The sequence below is a fragment of the Paenibacillus sp. FSL R5-0636 genome (assembly GCF_037974255.1).
In the GTDB taxonomy this organism is placed as follows: Bacteria; Bacillota; Bacilli; order Paenibacillales; family Paenibacillaceae; genus Paenibacillus_AQ; species Paenibacillus_AQ odorifer.
The window spans coordinates 1812646-1831779 of sequence record NZ_CP150232.1 but is presented as its reverse complement, the minus strand read 5'-3'; the positions used below and the strand labels follow the sequence as shown (position 1 = coordinate 1831779).

15 protein-coding genes are annotated in these 19134 nt (G+C 46.7%); 3 read left to right on the top strand and 12 right to left on the bottom strand.

Annotated elements, in window-relative coordinates; genetic code table 11:
- The first annotated feature begins 54 nt into the window (after positions 1 to 54).
- Positions 55 to 921, top strand: coding sequence for an AraC family transcriptional regulator (locus tag MKX34_RS07955; RefSeq protein WP_036680991.1), 867 nt, complete (start codon positions 55 to 57; stop codon positions 919 to 921).
- Positions 922 to 1007: 86 nt separating this feature from the next.
- On the opposite strand, the gene mgrA is transcribed toward MKX34_RS07955, so the two are convergent.
- The 4 genes from mgrA to MKX34_RS07935 all read right to left on the bottom strand — a co-directional run bounded on the left by mgrA (position 1008) and on the right by MKX34_RS07935 (position 4431).
- Positions 1008 to 2006, bottom strand: coding sequence for an L-glyceraldehyde 3-phosphate reductase (gene mgrA, locus MKX34_RS07950; protein ID WP_036680989.1), 999 nt, complete (start codon positions 2004 to 2006; stop codon positions 1008 to 1010).
- Positions 2007 to 2113: 107 nt separating this feature from the next.
- On the bottom strand, positions 2114 to 2854 hold the full coding sequence (locus MKX34_RS07945) for an NAD-dependent protein deacylase (RefSeq protein ID WP_076104932.1): 741 nt from the start codon (positions 2852 to 2854) through the stop codon (positions 2114 to 2116).
- 34 nt (positions 2855 to 2888) lie between these two features.
- Complete coding sequence (locus MKX34_RS07940; RefSeq protein WP_036680986.1) at positions 2889 to 3653, bottom strand: HAD-IA family hydrolase; 765 nt, start codon at positions 3651 to 3653, stop codon at positions 2889 to 2891.
- A 34-nt stretch (positions 3654 to 3687) separates the two neighbouring features.
- The gene (locus MKX34_RS07935; RefSeq protein WP_076272353.1) at positions 3688 to 4431 is read right to left on the bottom strand and encodes an alpha/beta hydrolase; all 744 of its coding nucleotides are present in this window, start codon (positions 4429 to 4431) and stop codon (positions 3688 to 3690) included.
- 193 nt (positions 4432 to 4624) lie between these two features.
- Here MKX34_RS07935 and MKX34_RS07930 point away from each other — a divergent pair, with 193 nt between their 5' ends.
- Complete coding sequence (locus MKX34_RS07930) at positions 4625 to 5665, top strand: fucose 4-O-acetylase (RefSeq protein WP_036680982.1); 1041 nt, start codon at positions 4625 to 4627, stop codon at positions 5663 to 5665.
- 89 nt (positions 5666 to 5754) lie between these two features.
- Here the strand turns inward: MKX34_RS07930 and MKX34_RS07925 are convergent, their stop codons facing one another.
- The 8 genes from MKX34_RS07925 to MKX34_RS07890 form a co-directional block, all read right to left on the bottom strand.
- Positions 5755 to 6702: an ArsR family transcriptional regulator gene (locus MKX34_RS07925; RefSeq protein WP_036680981.1), complete on the bottom strand. Its 948-nt coding sequence runs from the start codon at positions 6700 to 6702 to the stop codon at positions 5755 to 5757.
- A gap of 145 nt (positions 6703 to 6847) precedes the next feature.
- A complete protein-coding gene (locus tag MKX34_RS07920; RefSeq protein ID WP_076104929.1) occupies positions 6848 to 8242 on the bottom strand; it encodes a family 43 glycosylhydrolase in 1395 nt (464 codons plus the stop codon).
- Between the two features lie 42 nt (positions 8243 to 8284).
- Positions 8285 to 10033 carry a sugar-binding domain-containing protein gene (locus MKX34_RS07915; RefSeq protein ID WP_076104928.1) on the bottom strand — a complete coding sequence of 583 codons (1749 nt, stop codon included), beginning with the start codon at positions 10031 to 10033 and terminating at the stop codon, positions 8285 to 8287.
- A 27-nt stretch (positions 10034 to 10060) separates the two neighbouring features.
- Positions 10061 to 11842: a glycoside hydrolase family 2 gene (locus MKX34_RS07910; RefSeq protein ID WP_076104927.1), complete on the bottom strand. Its 1782-nt coding sequence runs from the start codon at positions 11840 to 11842 to the stop codon at positions 10061 to 10063.
- Between the two features lie 58 nt (positions 11843 to 11900).
- Positions 11901 to 12836, bottom strand: a complete 936-nt coding sequence (locus MKX34_RS07905) for a carbohydrate ABC transporter permease (protein WP_036680976.1) — start codon at positions 12834 to 12836, stop codon at positions 11901 to 11903.
- A gap of 15 nt (positions 12837 to 12851) precedes the next feature.
- A complete protein-coding gene (locus tag MKX34_RS07900) occupies positions 12852 to 13823 on the bottom strand; it encodes an ABC transporter permease subunit (RefSeq protein ID WP_038569527.1) in 972 nt (323 codons plus the stop codon).
- Between the two features lie 11 nt (positions 13824 to 13834).
- Positions 13835 to 15580 carry an extracellular solute-binding protein gene (locus tag MKX34_RS07895; RefSeq protein ID WP_036680971.1) on the bottom strand — a complete coding sequence of 582 codons (1746 nt, stop codon included), beginning with the start codon at positions 15578 to 15580 and terminating at the stop codon, positions 13835 to 13837.
- Between the two features lie 405 nt (positions 15581 to 15985).
- Entirely contained in the window at positions 15986 to 16939 is a 954-nt protein-coding gene (locus tag MKX34_RS07890; RefSeq protein ID WP_036680969.1) for a glycoside hydrolase family 43 protein, read from the bottom strand.
- Between the two features lie 494 nt (positions 16940 to 17433).
- Here MKX34_RS07890 and ilvD point away from each other — a divergent pair, with 494 nt between their 5' ends.
- Positions 17434 to 19119: a dihydroxy-acid dehydratase gene (gene ilvD / locus MKX34_RS07885; protein ID WP_036680967.1), complete on the top strand. Its 1686-nt coding sequence runs from the start codon at positions 17434 to 17436 to the stop codon at positions 19117 to 19119.
- Positions 19120 to 19134 lie beyond the last annotated feature (15 nt).

Sequence of the window (19134 nt, the reverse complement as noted above, 5' to 3'; positions counted from 1 at the left end):
ACTCTCTAAACTATAAGCCATTAAATGACATTAACACAAGAAAGGCTATCCCAAATGGAGCATACTTATTCCGTAGGATCCAATCCAGTGTATTACGATAAACAGAACCTTCATGTACTGTTTGCCGGCCAGAGTCAGACCCTGCCCATGCATCAAGCTGGACCTAAGATCTATGATTATTATTTGCTGCATTTCATAGAATCTGGCTCGGGCGTTTTCCGTACAGAACATCATAAATATGAGTTGGGTAAAGGAGACTGCTTCTTGATCCATCCGGGACAATTAGTCAGTTACGTCTCTGATAAAGATCAGCCCTGGTGCTATCGCTGGGCAGCATTTACTGGCAGCGAAGCTGACGATCTGGTGCTGCAGACGGGGTTCACACCACAACAACCCGTGGTGACCACAACAGGTGAAAGCCTCATTCCAGGTGCCCTGTCCAGCATCATGCAAGCCTTCAACGCCAACAAAGAAAGTGCCCATCTTACTTCGCTTGGGTATCTCTATCTCATTGTCGGCGAGGCAGCTGATTTGCTCTCTTCCTTCTCCCGTCTTCCCGGAACAGAATCACAGGTTAAGCGTACTGTGAAGCAAATGATCCACTATATGGCTTCTCAATATGCGCACCCGGTCTCTATTGAACAAATGTGTGATACGCTGGGTTATAATCGAGCCTACCTGTCCCGTGTATTTAAGCAAGAGACCGGATTATCTCCGGTGACCTACTTGCTGAAGCTGCGTATTGAAAAGTCCAGACAGCTGCTGCGTGAACGACCGGAGCTGTCCGTGGAACAGGTAGCAGCATCCGTGGGGCTCACCGATGCTTTATACTTCTCTCGCCAATTCAAACGGTTTTGTGCCCAGTCACCGACGGCTTACCGGATGACTACAACGAGACAAGCAGAGAAACCTGAACGTTAGTTTGACCTTTAATTTATAAATCCACCTTACAACAACAGCCCGTCTTCCTTAACTTAAGGAACCGGGCTGTTAATGTGTTCAATACGCTATAGTTCTGTCTTTAGAATCGTTTCAATCCGCTCTAACTCCTCTGGACTGAAATCAGGCTTAGCTAAAGCAGCTATATTCTCTTCAATCTGATCCACTCTGCTTGCTCCAATTAGGGCAGAAGTAACCTTGCCCCCCCGGAGTGTCCAAGCCAGTGCAAACTGAGCCAGACTCTGTCCTCGCGAAACTGCAAGCTGATTAAGTGCGCGAATCCTCCGCTGCACCTCCGGTGTAATCCGGCTCTCATTCAAGGCGGCAGACGGCTTGGCAGCCCTTGATCCCTCTGGAATACCATTCAAGTATTTGTTGGTTAACAAACCTTCAGCCAGGGGTGTAAAAGCGATGCTTCCTACACCACTTTGTTCCAGTACATCCTGTAAGCCGCCCTCAATCCAACGATCGAGCATAGAATAACTAGGCTGATGGATTAAGAGCGGTGTGCCCAGGCTTTTTAGAATGCTGAGGGCTTCAGCCGTCTGCTCCGCATTATAGTTGGATAGTCCTATATATAAAGCTTTGCCAGAACGTACCGCATAATCCAGCGCCTGCATGGTTTCTTCAAGCGGTGTTTCCGGGTCTGGACGATGAGAGTAATAAATATCAACATAATCTAGGCCTAGCCGTTTCAGGCTCTGATCCAGACTAGCCAGCATATATTTACGCGAACCCCATTCACCATAAGGGCCGGGCCACATGTTATACCCTGCTTTTGTAGAGATCACTATTTCATCACGATAAGGAAACATATCATTGGCAAGAACTTTACCGAACAGCTCTTCTGCTGAACCAGCTGGTGGACCATAGTTATTGGCCAGATCAAAATGGGTAATTCCAAGATCAAAAGCACGAGTGATCATTTCTCTGCCGTTCTCGTAATTATCGATCCCACCAAAATTCTGCCATAATCCTAATGAGATTGCTGGGAGCTTGAGACCTGAGTTCCCGCAACGATTATAACGCATGTTGTCATACCGTTTATCGTCTGCTACATATACCATTGCTTATCCCTGCCTCTCATTACACGCTGTTGTGAGCCTACCTTATCTTTAAACTTCTGAGCGTAATAATAATCTGGCAAGAGAAACCAAAGGACAGCTTTTTCCATCTAGCTTAATAGATCCTTGACACTGCCCATTACTTTTCCAATTCGATCTGTAATCAGCAGATCCGCCCGGTCATCATAAGGTGTGGGATCTCCGTTTAGCAGCACCGTACGTTTGCCACGGAAATAAGTCACCAAACTGGCCGCAGGCTGAACCGTTAGCGAGGTTCCACCAATAATAAGCATATCTGCAGAGGCAATCGCTGCGACAGAGCCCATAAGCACGGAATGATCCAATTCTTCTTCATATAAAACCACATCCGGCTTGATAATTCCGCCACATTCCGGGCAGCGAGGAACGATCTCAGTCATTTCCAGCAGTTGATCCAGCCCGTAATACCGTGAGCAGTCCATACAATAGTTGCGATGGATCGAACCATGCAGCTCAAGTACACTACGGCTACCCGCCTGCTGGTGCAGGCCGTCAATATTTTGCGTAATCACCGCCTTCAGCTTCCCCTGCTGTTCCAATTCCGCTAGTAGCTGGTGCGCACCATTCGGACGGGCCTCTGGATGAATCATTTTACTGCGGTAAAAATCAAAAAAAATGTCCGGTGAGGACATGAAAAAAGTGCGGCTCAGCATCACTTCAGGTGGATAAGGTGAATTGTGCTGAGTTTGATATAATCCAGCTGCGGAGCGGAAATCGGGAATTCCACTCTCTGTCGACGTACCCGCCCCTCCGAAAAAAACGATGTTGTCACTTTCTTTGATCCAAGAAGCAAGTGTCTGCAATTGATCCATGCTAAGTAGCACATCCTTTCCTTTTATTAGCTGATCAGTAAGTGATCCGAAGCTCATTAAAACCGGAAATGATTACATCTGCGTCTATAAGGTGCTCCCCATCACCACTGGCGGAAATCCCAATTGCGAGGCGAAGCCCTGCACCTTTACCTAATTGCATATCGGCATTACTGTCCCCAATAATAATCGTCTCTTCAGGCGAAAGCCCTAGCTCCCGGCAGGCCAATTCAGCCATTTCAGGAGCGGGTTTTCCGTTTTTTACCCTGTCCCTAGTAACTACCGAATCAAAATAGCCTGCCACATTAAGCCATTCCAAATGCTCACCGGTGGTCTTTGCCCCGTCGGAGGTAACCACGCCAAGCTTAAGGGATGCCGCAGAGCATTGCTCCAAAAAAGAATGAAGTCCCGCTAAAGGCTGTGCCATACGGCGTCGGCGTAATTCATACATCGCGTTTTTAGTTATGCTTTTCACACGGGTCAGCGCTTCATTCCAAGGAACTCCTGCTGCATATAGCTGCCACGCGAGTACACCGTAACTTTCTTCCTCTGTAGCCATAGTAAGCGGCCCCGCCGGGTCGTACCCTATTAACTTCCCTTGCGGATCATGTTGCGTACCCAGCACCTTGCTGCGCTCTACAATAAATCCCGCTCCCATGATCGCTAGTTGATCTTCCAGTCCGCGCAGCACAAGCTCCGCCCAATTCCCCCAGGTGGCTAATAGATCGAGTAATGTCCCGTCTTTATCAAACAATATTCCAGAGCAGGGAACGCATTCATCGTTAATGTGTAATACTGGCATGAATTGTTTCCTCCCTCTGTTGAATGACCCGTAACTACCTCAAATTTCCCAGCCAATCCAACAGGGCACTTACTGTGCGACCCTGCTGCTCTTGCTCGGATATTGTGGCTTCGCCGTCCCCCTTCTGAGGCCCGTAGCTGCCAAATTGCGCATGATTCCCACCTACAATTGAACTATAAACTGTATTATCTGGCAGATAGGAGCGCCCTTTGTTGTAGCTGTCTCTGTCAATCACTTGATCCTCAGTACCCACAACCGATAACACTGACAAAGTAGTCTCTCGTAGACTGCCCTTTTCATCTGGATAAGAGGCTAAGAAAAATACACCTTCCAGCTGGTCCGTATGCTCAATTGCGTAACGTGAGGCCATGACACCCCCAAGTGAATGTCCACCCAGCACAAAAGATTGCTTCGGATGTACACGAATAATCTCTTCTGCGGCATCCCCCTTCGTTACGGCTAAATTAAACGGCATTTTGGCGATGTAGAAGGGATGCCCTGCAGCAGCGACGCTCTTCGCAAGAGGGGAGTAAGCTTCCGGTTTAACCAAAGCCCCAGGATAAAATATAATCGAGGCGCCTTTAGTAATGGAAGGTTCGAACGAAATCCAATTATCATTCTGTTCGACGGTAACTCCACCACTTGAAATCAGTGCGGTTTCGGCTTCTTGAGCCGGTGCATATGGCGTTAAATACTTCCATATCAGCAACCCAGCTACAACTAAAATAATCAATACAAAAATAGCGACGCGACGCTTAGTTATTCTTCTCTTCAACATGTTCCACTCCCAGATGTTAATGCATATAAAAATTATAGTGGAATCCCTCTATTCTAACAACCTTCAACACATCGCCACATTTCGCACACATGATAACGCTTTCTATTGTGACTTAATTCACAATTAAATCAAAGAAAATCTAGTATTTTAAAATTAAATTAATTTGCATACAGCATAATTTGGAGGCTAAATCATGGTAGGGGAAAACTCGCTGGAAACGCGCGGAGAAACCTTTTTTCTCAACCTGCGTTTTATGCTTATTATCACTGTTTTTGCCGGTAATGCAATTGAACCTCTGATTAACAAAATGAGCGGAATACACGGATTATATATGTGGATTTTCAGCTTTCACATGCCGCTGTTCGTACTGGTGACCGGCTATTTCGCCAGAAAAAGCCTTGCCGGAACTACCGGCCGCAAAATGCTGCTGCAAATTGGATTGCAATACCTCATTTTTCAAAGCTTATATTCCGCACTCGACGTTTCCCTCTTTCATGTAAGCAACATCCAGCATTCCATTTTCGCACCCTATCTGCTCCTATGGTTTCTGGCCAGTCATGCCTGCTGGCGCCTCCTGATGCTCGGAATGAGCAGATGGTCAATAACCGCTAAGCTCCTCTTCGCTGTAACAGCGGGGGTGGCTGTGGGATATCTCCAGCTGGACGGTGTATGGTTTAGCATCAGCCGTACCTTTGTATATTTGCCTTTCTTCATTATCGGCTATCATTTCTCCTTCGAAACCTTCGTCAAGCTCTATCAGAAATATATCAAAATCTTTGCAGCAGCAGCCTCCGTTCTACTCCTTGCCATCATGGCTACATGGGGAGCAGGATTTCCCTTTGGCTGGTTATATGGCAACATGACCTATATGCAGCTTGATGCCAATGTATGGTATGCAGGCGTATACCGCCTGGGACTGTACGGACTACAAATTGTCGCTTCACTCGCTTTCCTCGGTCTTGTACCTTACGGAGCGAGCCGCATGACCGACTGGGGACGCCGCACGTTGTATGTCTTCCTGCTTCATGGTTTTATCGTTCGTCTGGCTGCCGTTTCTGGGATTTACACCTATATTGGCAATGCTGCTGGGGCAGTAGTCCTGCTGCTCACCGCCGTATTATTCACCGTATTGCTGGCTCAGCCGTCAGTTAAACGGCTCTTTCACCCGCTGGTTGAGCCGTCCGTTGACTGGATGATCACCCTTCAGCGTGCCGCCCTACGCCGCACACTCTGATTTTACATCCAGAACAAACAAAGCAAGGCGGTTCCCTGGATACGAAGATTCGTTTCCGAGGAACCGCCTTGCTTTGTTCATCTCCTAAGCTAAAGTTCTACTTCATCCTGGTCCATGGTATATTTCACCTTCATCATAATATGTTGTTCATAATCGCCAAACTGACGCCCGAACAGGTTAAGTCCGCCTTGATGAACTGCATCAGGGTTGATTCCAATGCGCAGCCGCAATTTGGGGCTCCGGTTAATCAGAAGATCATTTAAGGAAACATTCGACACCTTCTCCATATCAAGTGTCGTCTTTTCATGGTCAACACGCCAGGTCTTGAGAAACCCGTATTGTGTGGATCCATCCCACCACCAGTTCGGATTCAGCTTGCCCCGCCGGTCACCGAAATCACCGGGACTGGTCCACATGCCGATCTCCGATCCATTCACCCACACGGAAATGTTCGAAGGCCAGTTCTGGTCATAATTCGGAGCTTCCGAACAGATCTCCATGGATAATTCCAGCGATTCAATTTGTGCTCCGGAGGGGATATCCATAGGCAGCAAATATTCCAGGAATCCTTTGCGGAGCCAGATCAGCTGAGCGTTGACATGTTTAGGGTGATAAAAGCTCGACGGTTCATCTTCTTTGATAATAAGACCCTCGCTATTAGCCATTCCGCAAGTAGGAGATACCTCACAGTCGCTATAATGACCGATCGGCATCTCTACTTCATAGACATGAGTTAATCCCTTTGGCATCGGCTCTTTTAAATTCAAGGCAATATGAAGATCATCATAATTCCGGCTGCAAACTTTCATCGCCCCGCGTGAAGCCGGAAGCAATTCTGTATGAATTAACTCTGCTGCTTCTAATACTTTAATATTGCTTGCTACCGTCGACACTGGAAGCTTCAGCCTCTCAGCGATTTCAATAATATTTAAGTTTTTGGAGTTTAAGAGCCGAAGTATATCAACCCTAGAACGGGTTGATAAAGCATGCGTTACTGTGACTAATTTTTCCGGGTCGTTTAAGCTAAGTTCCAGCACAAATCAGCTCTCCTTGTATCCTAATAATTATCCTAATCTTACTTCTTAATGAGATGAAAAACAATTACAACTACAGGCCCTTTCACCTAGAAATGACCTCCGGAAAACCGGAAGCCATCTCGTAGGTCTCTTAGGTTTGTTCGATTCACAATGGCTTAATATCAATGAAATCAATTTCTCCGTAACCTTCGCCTTTGGTAAAACGAAGCTTGTTTATGCCTGCCTTCAGTTGAATCCGGGCTGTGGACAGCCCCCAATTCTCCCACCCTTTATTGGTGATATAGAATGGTCCGGAAGGTCCTGCATTGACACTAAGCTGAAAATTCGACCAATTCCCGCCAGCCGTTCCATTCGCCGTTCGAGCCAAAAGAATATACTCGCCTGCGGCTGCCGCATCAACCGAAAATTCTACGTAACTGTCCGGCGTATCAATATGACCCGCCTTAAGCCCACCCGAGCCCTTGGGACTCGAAGAGGCATAGGCATCGCCGCCAAATGTCCCTTTTTCCGCTTCGTAGCGGGTATGCATGTTTTCACCTGAAGGCAAAGTTATAGGAAGATTAGGGTCAACGGGAATGCCCAGATTAGGTGTATGATCAGCATTCCAGCTGAATTTCTGCATCCGTACCTCGCGGTTCCAGCCAGCGTTGTTGTATTTGGCGACATGGTACATGATCCAATCCTCTTGGCCGTCAGGAGACTTAGTAAACGAATGGTGTCCAGGTCCGTAAAGTCCATTGCCTGAGGAAAAGATAGGCTGATTGCGTTTATTCCATGATGCCGGATTCAACAGATCACTGGAGATGTCTGCGGTGATCAGTCCCAGACAATAATCATTAGTCCAGCTTCCACTTGCCGAGTAGACCAAACTAATGACTTCTCCATTTATAATCACCTGCGGTCCTTCATTCACATTTGGGGAATGATTCGTTTCCCAGCTATACGTTGGTCTTGAAATTTCTACGCGTTCGGAATCAATGGTCCAGGGATTACTCATATGCGCGATATAGAGATTCTGCCGCACATTAACATTCCCCTCCCAGCCGGACCAGATAAAATACAGCTCGCCGTTCACTTGCAGCACAGTACCGTCTATAGCCCACTTATTGCTTGAATCTGTGATCTGGCCTTTGTACTGCCAAGTTCCCTGCATCGGGTCTGCCGCTGTGTTCTCCATTACATACATGCGGTGGTTTACGTTATCTCCGTCGTCCATCGCATAGTAGATATACCAAGCTCCGTTTATATAATGTAGCTCAGGCGCCCAGATGCCGCTACCGCCCGTGTTGATAACTTTAGTAGGCGCTGCATCAATAGTGGTCAACTGGGCTGACTTCCAGAGAGTAACATTGCCACCTGTTGTTTTGGTGAAATAATAGAAGCCATCTGTATGTTTATACACCCATGGGTCCGCCCCGTCCTGCATAACCACGTTGTAAAAGTCATTATGATCAGAGACTGCAAGGGTCACCTTCCCCATTGGAAGAATAAGAAGAACACTTAAGGCGACCAGACATTTTTGCCGGAAATTCACTTTCATAATCTATCACATTCCTTTCGAATGAATAGTTACGTAGCGCCTCTAATCTTCAATTGCAGCCTTCCGTGCATTGATGCGGCGGATACGGTCAGGATCGAACTTCGGCTGTCTGTCATAAGTATACAGTCCATTAACTTCCTGCTCCACATCGTACAGCTGGGTATAGCAGAATCCAAACATCAGCGGATGATCTAATAGAACATTCGTCAACCCCTCGTAGCGTTCGATAAACATTTGCTCTGAGGTCGGTCTGTCCCCATACCCCCATGATTTTTCATCTTTCTGCTGTGGGTTCCACCAAATTCCGCCATATTCGCTGATGAAGTAAGGTTGACCTTCATACGTTTGGCGATCCGGGAAGGTATTGAATACTTCGCCGCCATGCTTCATCGGTTCATATCTGTCCCGGAACGTCTGCGGATTCTGGTCATAGTCATGAAGATCGAAGATATCTGTAGCCACATGGAAGTTACCGCTTGTATCAATTACGGGACGTGTTGGATCCATACGTTTTGTTACGTCGTAAACAATCTGTAGCACGGCGTTATGCTGCTTCACACCGTCCCGATCCCAGGTCTCATTAAAAGGGCACCAGCCGATCAGCGCGGGATGATTGAAATCACGCTGCATACCTTCGAGCCATTCCGGCAGGAAGTGAGACAGGCTATCCGCTCCAGTAATATTCAGCCCCCAATTGGCATGTTCTCCCCAGACAAGATAACCTAATTGGTCAGCCCAATAAAGATAACGCGGCTCAAAGATCTTCTCGTGAAGTCTCGCGCCATTGAAGCCAAGCCCCATTGAGATTTCGATGTCTCTGCGCAGATCTTCATCAGTAGGAGCGGTATAGATTCCCTCCGGATAAAAACCTTGATCCAGTACTAACCGCTGAAATAAGGATTTCCCATTGATCCGGAATGCCATCCCATCCAGTCGTACCGTGCGGAGTCCAAAATAAGAATGGACCACATCACTCTCCCGTCCCTGACAATGCAAGGATAACTTCAGGTCATACAATCTGGCGTTTCCAACTTCCCATAAGTGAATCTCTGACAGTGGAATCGTAAGTTTTATAGAGGGCCCGGAAACAATCACACTGCTGTCCCCGACGGGTTTGCCGCCATAAAGAGCAGTAGCGCTAAGCGTGTCCCCCGCAACGTTCCCTTGTACCTTCATTTCGAGGTGCACACAGCCATTGTCGGGATCAGCGACAACTTTCAGATTAGACAGATAGGTCTCAGGCACTTGCTCAAGCCATACCGTCTGCCAGATTCCTGTAGTGCGTGTATAGTCGCAGCCGTGCGAATGGAACTGTTCACTCTGCTTGCCCCGCGGCTGTCGCCCCGATCGAACGTCGTCTTCAGCATATACAGTAATCACATTACCGCCCGCTAAAAGATTAGAAGTAATATCAAAGCTAAACGGAGTATATCCTCCGCGATGCGTACCTACGGATACGCCGTTCACCCAGACCTCCGCCATATAATCAACGGCGCCAAAATGAAGGATAACTCTGCCATTTGTCCAGTTCTCCGGCACGGTAAACTCCCTTTTATACCATACAGCAGCCATAAAATCTTTGTATTCTACGCCGGACAGCCTGCTTTCCGGACAGAAGGGCACAGTAATTGTCCCTGAGAAATTATGTTCGTTAACAGGGTATCCGCGTTCCTTCCCACTTTTGCCATGATCAATTTCGAATTGCCACTGGCCGTTCAGATTGATCCACTCTGGTCGAACAAAGTCAGGGCGGGGATATTCAGGACGCGGAAGCGTTGCTTGTTGTGTCATGGTGTAACTCCTTTTAATAAATGTTATTTATTTGATATGCATCATGATGTTGCGGATCGCTTCAAGCGGAGCTTTGGGCTGTCTATCATAGGTGAGCAGTCCGTTGATTTCCTGCTCGACATCCGTCAGCTGGGTATAGCAATAACCTTGGATCACCGGGGAAGTGAACATCGGGTCAACCACAGCCTTGAGCTTCATCAGGAAATCCTCTTCGTTCTCTGCCCCAGAATAACCCCAGCCCTCCCACTCACTTTTCTTGAAGGCAATTCCACCAAACTCGGATACGAGAATCGGCTGGCCTTGATACGAAGCTCCACCGACAAATATTTTGCGGTTGGCCGGCATCGCATTTACAGAAGATTCAGCCGTGGCGTATCTATCCTCCAGCACTTCCTGATGGCTCTCATAGTCATGAATAGTCACCAAATCTGTAGTCATATGCTCCCACCCATCGTTATACACAACAGGTCTCATCTCATCCAAGGATTTCGTTAAATGATACATTGCCAATCCGTGCTGCTGCTGGCGTGTATCAATCTGGACATTGGGAACCCCCCAACTCTCATTAAGCGGAACCCAGGTCACGATACAAGGATGGTTATAGTCGCGCTCGATGATCTCCTGCCATTCCTTCGTGAAGCGGCGGACATACTCCTCGGAATATTCGTAAGCATTGGCTGCCTCACTCCATACCAGCAGGCCGAGCTTATCACACCAATACAGGAACCGGGGATCTTCTGTCTTCTGATGTTTCCTCACCCCGTTAAAGCCCATTTCCTTCGTCAGCTGGGCATCACGTTTCAGCTCTTCGTCTGTAGGTGCGGTTAGTATCCCGTCAGGGAAGTACCCCTGATCCAGCACCAGTCTCTGGAAATATGGGCGGTTATTCAAGCATAGCTTGCCATTTTCAATCGACACCTTGCGCATGCCGAAATAACTCGCCGCTTCATCAATTACTTCCTCATTCCGAAGCAATTGGAATTGAATATCATACAAATTCGGATGCTCAGGGCTCCATAAACGTCCAAGACCATGATCCGCAAAATCCCCCAAGCCGATAGCCCGCAGCTGCTCTGCATTCTTGAGCATATATTGATCCTCTGCGATCACTTCACCGTCATACGATACCGTTATGCGCAGCTTGAGCGGATCAGCAGACTTAAATCCTTGCAGAAAGGTCCGAAGCCGGATTTCATTGCGGTCAATATCTGGTGTCATCATAGTTTTACTCAGATGCACTGCAGACAGCGGTTCAAGCCAGACACTCTGCCAGATTCCGGTTGTGCGGGTATAAAAGATGGCAGCAGACTGTTCCAGCCAATATTGCTTGCCCCGCGGCAAGGTGACATCGCGGCTGAAATCCTCTGCGCGCAGTATAATGGTATTATTTCCTTTGATCAGCGAAGGAGTGATATCGGCCTGAAATGGCGTATGTCCGCCTTCATGCACGGCCACCAGCTGACCATTCACCCAGACTTTTGCCAAATAATCAACGGCGCCGAAATGGAGGACAATCCGCTTCCCGTTCCAACCCTCAGGAACTTCGAAAGTTCTTCTATACCACACAACATCATGAAATGAAGGATCTTCAATTCCGCTCAGCTTGCTCTGAAACGCAAAGGGCACTTGAATAACCCGTGAAAATAAACCCTTTGCGTCCGCCCGATACCATTGTTCTTCCTCACCGACATCTTCATCATCAAACGTAAAATCCCATTCTCCATTTAGGCTAAGCCAATCCTTACGGGCAAATTGGGGTCTTGGATATTCTGGACGTGGAACGGATGTGCTGCTTGCTTCTGTCAACATGGTGTACTTCACTCCTATTAAATAATTTCTATATAAGATGAACTTGTTTTTTTGCCCGCTATCCTTTAATCGAACCTACGTAAACACCTTTAACAAAATATTTTTGCAAGAAAGGATATACCATTAATATAGGAAGCGTAGAAACGACAATCGCGCAATACTTAACCAGCTCGCGGAATGCCGTCTGGCTCTGGGCGCTATCGATGACTACCCCGCCTGCACTGCCGATCGAGGTTGCGGTTGCATCATTAGCTACTAATATTTCTTTCATTAATAGCTGCAGCGGGAACAGCTGTCTGTCCTTCAACAACACCATCGCATTAAACCATGAGTTCCAGTTCCCCACTAAATAGTATAAAAAGATTACGGCCAGCGTAGCTTTGGACAGCGGTAGAATCACATTCGTTAAAATATGGGCCTGACTTGCCCCGTCAATAGTAGCCGCCTCTTCCAATTCCTGCGGAATGGCTTGAAAGCTAGTTCGTAAAATAATAATGTTCCATGTGCTTAAAGCACTTGGCAAAATCATGGCCCACAAATTATTGTACAAACCAATATCCTTCATTAATAAGAACCAAGGAATCAACCCGCCACCAAAGAACATGGTGATTGTAATCAGGATCATGATGAAGTTTTTAAAATACAAACCTCGTCTGGACAATACATAAGCTCCCAGAATGGTCATGATCATGTTGACTAATGTGCCTAACCCTACATATATAATCGTGTTTTTATAGCCGTTGATCAGACTGTTATCTTTAAACACCAGCTTATAGCCATCCAAAGTGAACCCCAGCGGTTTCAGCAAAATCCCTTTATGAGCAATCAACATGCCGGGGTCGCTGACGGAAGCAAACAGGATATGCAGGATCGGATAAAAACACACCAAGGTTAATGCGGTCAGCAGAGTATAAAGCGTGCCGTCAAACACTCTGTCGCCGATGGATTTATGTTTTCGTCTTTTTTTCGTTTTACGCTGCAAATTATCTTTCATAGCTGTCCCTCTTTCTTACCATAAGCTGACCTCGGACCTGCGTTTGGCTATTGTATTTGTCATCCAGAGCAGCCCGAAGTTAACGATTGAGCTGACCAAGCCCACAGCCGTAGAATAACTAAGACTGGCTTCTCTTAAACCGCGACGATAAACATAAGAGGCAATAACATCCGCCGTATCATAGATCAGAGGATTGTACAGCAGGATAATCTTCTCGTACCCGGATGACATCAACCCGCCGATGGCAAAAATAAACAGAATGATGATAACTGGGCTGATCTGCGGCAGCGTAATATGCCACATTTTTTTAATCCGTCCCACTCCGTCAATTTCAGCAGCTTCATATAATGAAGTATCGATGGAACTCATCGCCGCAAGGTAGATGATGCTATCCCAGCCGATGCTCTGCCAAATGCCGGAGAAGGTATAAATCGGCCGGAAGAACGAAGAGTAGCCGAGCAGTGAAGAGTACTCTTTTCCGGTAATAAATTGCAGGATTTGCGTGATAATCCCTTCATCTGCGGCAAAGATATGAATGATCCCGCATACCACCACCAGGGAAATAAAGTGCGGCATATAGGTGATCGTTTGGACCACTTTTTTAAACTTAACCCCACGGATTTCGTTCAGCATCAAGGACAGAATAATCGGGGCTGTAAATCCAAAGGCAATCCCCCAAACATTGAGGAGAAGGGTGTTTTTAACGACCCGCCAGAAATAAGGCCCTTGGAAAAAATCAATAAAGTGCTTAAACCCTACCCACTCGCTCTGGCCAAACCCCAGCAGGGGTTTAAAATCCTTGAAGGCGATCATAACCCCCCACATCGGCCCGTAGCAGAAAATCAGGAACCATGCTACAACAGGGACGGCCAACAGATAGACAAACCAGTTCTTTTTCAAATCCTTCTTAATCACTAGCTTGGTATTTTTAGGTTTGGCGTCCTGAGGAGTGGGCTTTATCGCTCTGTTTTTTCGTAACATTTCCATAAAACAACCACCTATCGTTTGTTATATCGATCTAAGGCTGCCTGATGGATACTCAAAAACTCTTCCAGTCCCATGCTCTGAGCTTCTTTCAAAAATTTATCATAGGCATCTACCGGCAGGTCTCCCATTATGATTTTTGCAAAATACTCTCCGCGCAGTGTCGACAGCTGGTTTCCAAGCTCGGCTTCCCGCGAAGCTTCATCCTTGGTAAAGGAAATAGGTGGCATAGCCATACTGGTGTCCATATTTTCTGTCCAATTCTTGCGAATGTCTCCCGAATAACTTCCTTTGGCAGCGATCAGCGGGTTGGAATGATGCTCATCCCGGATATCCGGCCAGTTGTGCATCCGGTATTTCCATAAGGTTGTCGATACGGGCTGACCTTCAGGGTCTTTAAAGATATAACTGTTCTCTGGATAATAAGGCATTCCCGTGTCATCAATCAGGTGGACCGTGCCGTATTCACCAAAGTTAATCAATTCCCAGCCCTTTTTACTGTAATTAAAATCAAGCCAAGCCATTGCCGCTTCTACATTTTTGCTTTGCGTTGTGATCGCAGCTTCGATCCCCGCTCTTTTGAAATTTTTGTACGTGGTTGCGGACTTATCTCCTTTGTTTAGAACCGGGTTCAGTGCCCCCACAAAGTCGATACCGCTTTGCTCTTTCCAATAACTCCACATCGTATCCGGAGAGTCCATCATCATCGCGGTATCTCCCGAAATGGCACTCGCCATTCTCTGGTTAAAGTCTGCCGTTGCCCAGTCCGGGTTCAGTAATCCTTCTTTGTTCCATTGCTGCATGGTGGTCAAATATTCCTTAGCTTTCGGCTGTGCTGGCCCCCAGGCCACTTTGCCATTCTCATCAAGGAACGTCCAATCCCATACTCCATATGCGCCATTTATGATGCCGGTAAAAATCTGGCCGTAAGTAGAGCCGTAATTAAGTGGTGCTTTGTATCCGACTTCCTTTGCTTTTGTCAGGAAGGTATGCCATTCATCAATCGTATTTGGAACTTCAAGCCCTGTTTTATCCAGCGCCTCTTGCTTAATCAACGTTCCAAACCAAGTCCACTCTGAATATGGGGCGATGCCATAAAAGCCAAGCAGCTTGCCGTCATCCGTGACCGTGGTTTTTCTTCTTGATTCATCCGAATTGCGCCACTTCGTATAGTTCGGAGCATTTTTCTCCATCAGATCTGTCAGATCGATATAAGCGCCGTCATTTACGCCCGCTTCAAAACCTCCCGGATAACGTCCCGGCTCAATGATAATGTCAGGCAGTTCACCGGAGGAGATCATCAGCGTGAAGGCATCCGCTTCCTGGCCGATTGGCGGCGTGATGAAGTTTACTTTGATTCCCGTTAATTGCTCCACCTGCTTCTGGACAGCATGATTGTTCATATCCGGAATATTGGAATTCGCAGGCATCCATACATCCAGAACCACATCACCTTTAACAGGATAAGCTGAGTAATCATTTGGAATGACTTCATCGAAAACGTCGCCGAGGTATGTATCATTCAAGGAATGATTAACTTCGTCGATTTGCTCTTGCGTTGGGGCTGTATTGCCGCGTATGTCTGCGCTGATATCTGTAAACTCAACCGGGTCTTTGGCTGTGCTCTCGTTCTCTTTGTTGTTGGAGCCACCGTTATCAGCCCCATTGTTTGCACTGTTGCCACTACATGCTGTTACAGTCGAAATGATCAGTATTAACACAAATAAAAGACTAAAAAAACGCTTTGCATTGTTCTTCATACTTAACCTCCCACTATAAAATATTTGCCACAACGCCTTAAGCAAATCCAAAGCTTGGAACCACGCTCCTTTTTGCCCTGTAGATAACTCCCCTTGATTAATACAGTTTTTCTGTATCTCAGATCGAATTATAAGCATCCAAAATCCATATGTCAACGCTTTCATACAATAATTTTGTAATCTTACGAACTTTTCTCAAACAAATATATGGCTACACCAACTACAAACCTATTAAAAAAACGTACTAAACACCCTGTATTTTGGCGAAAAAACCCTTATAACACAGGCGTTTTTCGTCAATTATTATCGACAGCGAATAAAAATATCTGCATTACATGAAAAGGCCATTCATTACAGTTTTTCTGTAATAAATGGCCTTTTCAATCTTGTTTTTCTGTTTTATTCTTATTCTCCCGACGGTACGGTCTGAGCAAGCGTATCCCTACAAGGAACCCCAAAATCCGGTGTCCCATCCACCTTCCACCCAAATTTCTGGATACGGGTTGCTCGCAAAGACACATCCGCTCCAGCGGAAGGAAGCGCATGATAGACTATCCAATCTTCCTTGCCATCAGGAGATCGTGTGAAGCTATTGTGCCCCGTGGCAAAAATCCCGTTCTCTACACTTTTGCAAAATACAGGCGACATTGATTTTTCCCATGACAGCGGTTGCAAAGGATCTGCCGCTTCGCTCATGGTGAGCATCCCTAGTGCATAATCCTCAGACCAAGTCGTACTTGCCGAATAAACCATGAAAATACGATTGTTGCGCCGCAAAATTACCGGACCTTCGTTAATCGCCATGCCACCTTGCTTCTCCCATGACAGAGTTGGAGCGGTAAGCAGGTGATGTTCCCCTTCCAAGGTCCAAGGATTACTCATTCGCATAATGTAAATAGCCGACCCATAATCAGGGAAATGACCATATCCCGCATACAGAAAGTACAGCTGATCCCGCAATGACATTACTGTTCCATCCAACCCTGGGACAGGTGTCTGCAAAGCACCTCTCCATACCCACTGCCCTTCCAGCGGGTTTGCCTCTTCATTCTCCAGCACGCAAATCCGTCGTGAATCGTCGCCTCCTCCGTCATTCGCAGTGTAGTAAATGTACCATTTGTTGTCCAAATGATGAATTTCCGGCGCCCACAGATTGTAACTGTAGCTGCCCCCCGGTTCGGGAGACCAGATCACTTTCTTGTCGCCCTCCGCAAGGCCGGTCAAGGTTCTAGATCTCGTCAGCTCCAGACATTTAGCTTTTGTGGCCATAAAGTAATAATATCCATCGGTATGTTTGAATACCCATGGGTCTCCTGAGCTTGCTACAATTGGATTTAAATAAGTTGTACGCTGTGACATTCCCTTTCCCTCCTTAGCTTTTCATCCCCGTAAAAACGATCCACCGCGGCGATAATAATACACAAATCCCGATTTTCCAGCACCTCCCATAAAATAATAACTCCCATCATACTCAGCTCTCCTAAAGTTGTCTAGAGTGGTAAATAGATACATCCGAACCCTGATCCATTTTCCAAATAAAGCACTTTCCTTTCGAAAATGAGCTTTTCCTCCACTTCCCACGCTTTGCGTCAATCGACAAACTTCACATTGTCCGGTAGAAAAAACGTGCTCTTTGTGATAGACTCACTAATAACAATGACTTCTCCGTTCATTTTAGGCGGTAACTGTTTATACCAAAACAGCGGCTTTTTTTATAGAAACGGCATCGCTTTTCTTATTGAGGAAGCAGGTCCCCGTTCTTTCTATAAACCGTATATACGCAGGTCTTTGGAGTTCATTGCGTTAATGCGACACTATATTTGATTGAAATTCATTTAGGGGGGAATGTCATTATGGCAGCCAAGAAAATGCGTTCAGACATGATTAAAAAAGGCTTTGACCGTGCTCCACACCGTAGTCTCCTGAGAGCAGCCGGAGTAAAAGAAGAAGATTTCGGAAAGCCGTTTATTGCGGTCTGCAATTCCTATATTGATATTGTTCCAGGGCATGTGCATTTGCAAGAGTTCGGTAAAATCGTTAAGGAAGCGATTCGCGAAGCTGGTGGCGTTCCTTTTGAATTCAATACGATCGGCGTAGATGACGGAATTGCTATGGGACATATCGGCATGCGTTATTCACTGCCAAGCCGCGAGATCATCGCTGACGCCTTGGAAACCGTAGTTTCCGCGCATTGGTTCGATGGCATGGTCTGCATCCCTAACTGTGATAAAATTACACCGGGCATGATGATGGGCGCACTGCGTGTTAACATCCCAACCATGTTCGTAAGCGGCGGCCCAATGAAAGCCGGCGTAGATAGTAAAGGTAACAAGCTCTCTCTGACCTCGGTATTTGAAGGCGTTGGTGCTCACCAAGTCGGCAAAATCAACGATGCAGAGTTGCTTGAATTAGAACAATTCGGTTGTCCAACCTGTGGATCTTGTTCCGGAATGTTCACTGCCAACTCCATGAACTGCCTTGCAGAAGCACTTGGACTGGCATTGCCAGGTAACGGTACAATTTTGGCTGTTGCTGATGAGCGTAGAGAATTTGTTCGCAGATCCGCAACACAACTGATGGAATTGATTAAGCTGGATCTTAAACCAAGAGATATCGTAACTAAAGAATCACTTGATAACGCATTTGCACTGGATATGGCAATGGGTGGTTCTACTAACACAGTGCTGCACACCCTTGCATTAGCTCAAGAAGCAGGTATCGATTATCCGCTTGAACGCATTAACGAAGTTGCAAACCGTGTTCCATATCTGGCTAAGCTGGCTCCAGCTTCTGATATCTTTATCGAAGATGTGGACCGTGCGGGCGGCGTTAGTGCTGTATTGAATGAACTGCTGAAGAAACCAGGTGCTCTGTTCGGGGAATGTATGACCGTTACCGGCAAAACATTAGCCGAGAACGTAATCGGACACGAGATCCAAGATACTTCCGTAATTCATACTATCGACAACCCTTACTCCGAAAGAGGCGGTCTGGCCGTACTTTACGGAAACCTGGCTCCTGAGGGTTCTATCATCAAGGTTGGTGCAGTTGATGCTTCAGTAGGCGGATATCATAAAGGTCCTGCGATCTGCTTTGATTCCCAAGAAGCTGCACTGGAAGGTATCGCCAACGGTAAAGTTAAAGAAGGCCATGTAGTCGTTATCCGCTATGAAGGTCCTAAGGGCGGACCTGGAATGCCGGAAATGCTGGCGCCTACTTCACAAATCGTGGGTATGGGGCTGGGTGCTAAGGTCGGTCTGATTACAGACGGTCGTTTCTCGGGGGCTTCCCGCGGAATCAGTATCGGTCATATCTCTCCAGAAGCAGCTGAAGGCGGTCCGATCGCTTTTGTTGAGGATGGAGATATCATTGAACTGGATCTCAACAACCGGAAGATTGAATTGCTGGTTGAAGAAGAAGTATTAGCAGTTCGTCGTACAGGTTGGAAAGAATTCGAACCTAAAGTTAAAACTGGTTACCTGGCTCGTTACTCCAAAATGGTTACCAACGCAAGTAACGGCGCTGTGCTGAAGATCTAATCCCTTTAGCAGAAA

Coding starts and splice junctions, on each gene's coding strand:
- MKX34_RS07955 (WP_036680991.1), top strand. CDS start 55: ATGGAGCATACTTATTCCGTAGGATCCAATCCAGTGTATTACGATAAA.
- mgrA (WP_036680989.1), bottom strand. CDS start 2,006: ATGGTATATGTAGCAGACGATAAACGGTATGACAACATGCGTTATAAT.
- MKX34_RS07945 (WP_076104932.1), bottom strand. CDS start 2,854: ATGGATCAATTGCAGACACTTGCTTCTTGGATCAAAGAAAGTGACAAC.
- MKX34_RS07940 (WP_036680986.1), bottom strand. CDS start 3,653: ATGCCAGTATTACACATTAACGATGAATGCGTTCCCTGCTCTGGAATA.
- MKX34_RS07935 (WP_076272353.1), bottom strand. CDS start 4,431: ATGTTGAAGAGAAGAATAACTAAGCGTCGCGTCGCTATTTTTGTATTG.
- MKX34_RS07930 (WP_036680982.1), top strand. CDS start 4,625: ATGGTAGGGGAAAACTCGCTGGAAACGCGCGGAGAAACCTTTTTTCTC.
- MKX34_RS07920 (WP_076104929.1), bottom strand. CDS start 8,242: ATGAAAGTGAATTTCCGGCAAAAATGTCTGGTCGCCTTAAGTGTTCTT.
- MKX34_RS07915 (WP_076104928.1), bottom strand. CDS start 10,033: ATGACACAACAAGCAACGCTTCCGCGTCCTGAATATCCCCGCCCTGAC.
- MKX34_RS07910 (WP_076104927.1), bottom strand. CDS start 11,842: ATGTTGACAGAAGCAAGCAGCACATCCGTTCCACGTCCAGAATATCCA.
- MKX34_RS07905 (WP_036680976.1), bottom strand. CDS start 12,836: ATGAAAGATAATTTGCAGCGTAAAACGAAAAAAAGACGAAAACATAAA.
- MKX34_RS07900 (WP_038569527.1), bottom strand. CDS start 13,823: ATGGAAATGTTACGAAAAAACAGAGCGATAAAGCCCACTCCTCAGGAC.
- MKX34_RS07895 (WP_036680971.1), bottom strand. CDS start 15,580: ATGAAGAACAATGCAAAGCGTTTTTTTAGTCTTTTATTTGTGTTAATA.
- MKX34_RS07890 (WP_036680969.1), bottom strand. CDS start 16,939: ATGTCACAGCGTACAACTTATTTAAATCCAATTGTAGCAAGCTCAGGA.
- ilvD (WP_036680967.1), top strand. CDS start 17,434: ATGGCAGCCAAGAAAATGCGTTCAGACATGATTAAAAAAGGCTTTGAC.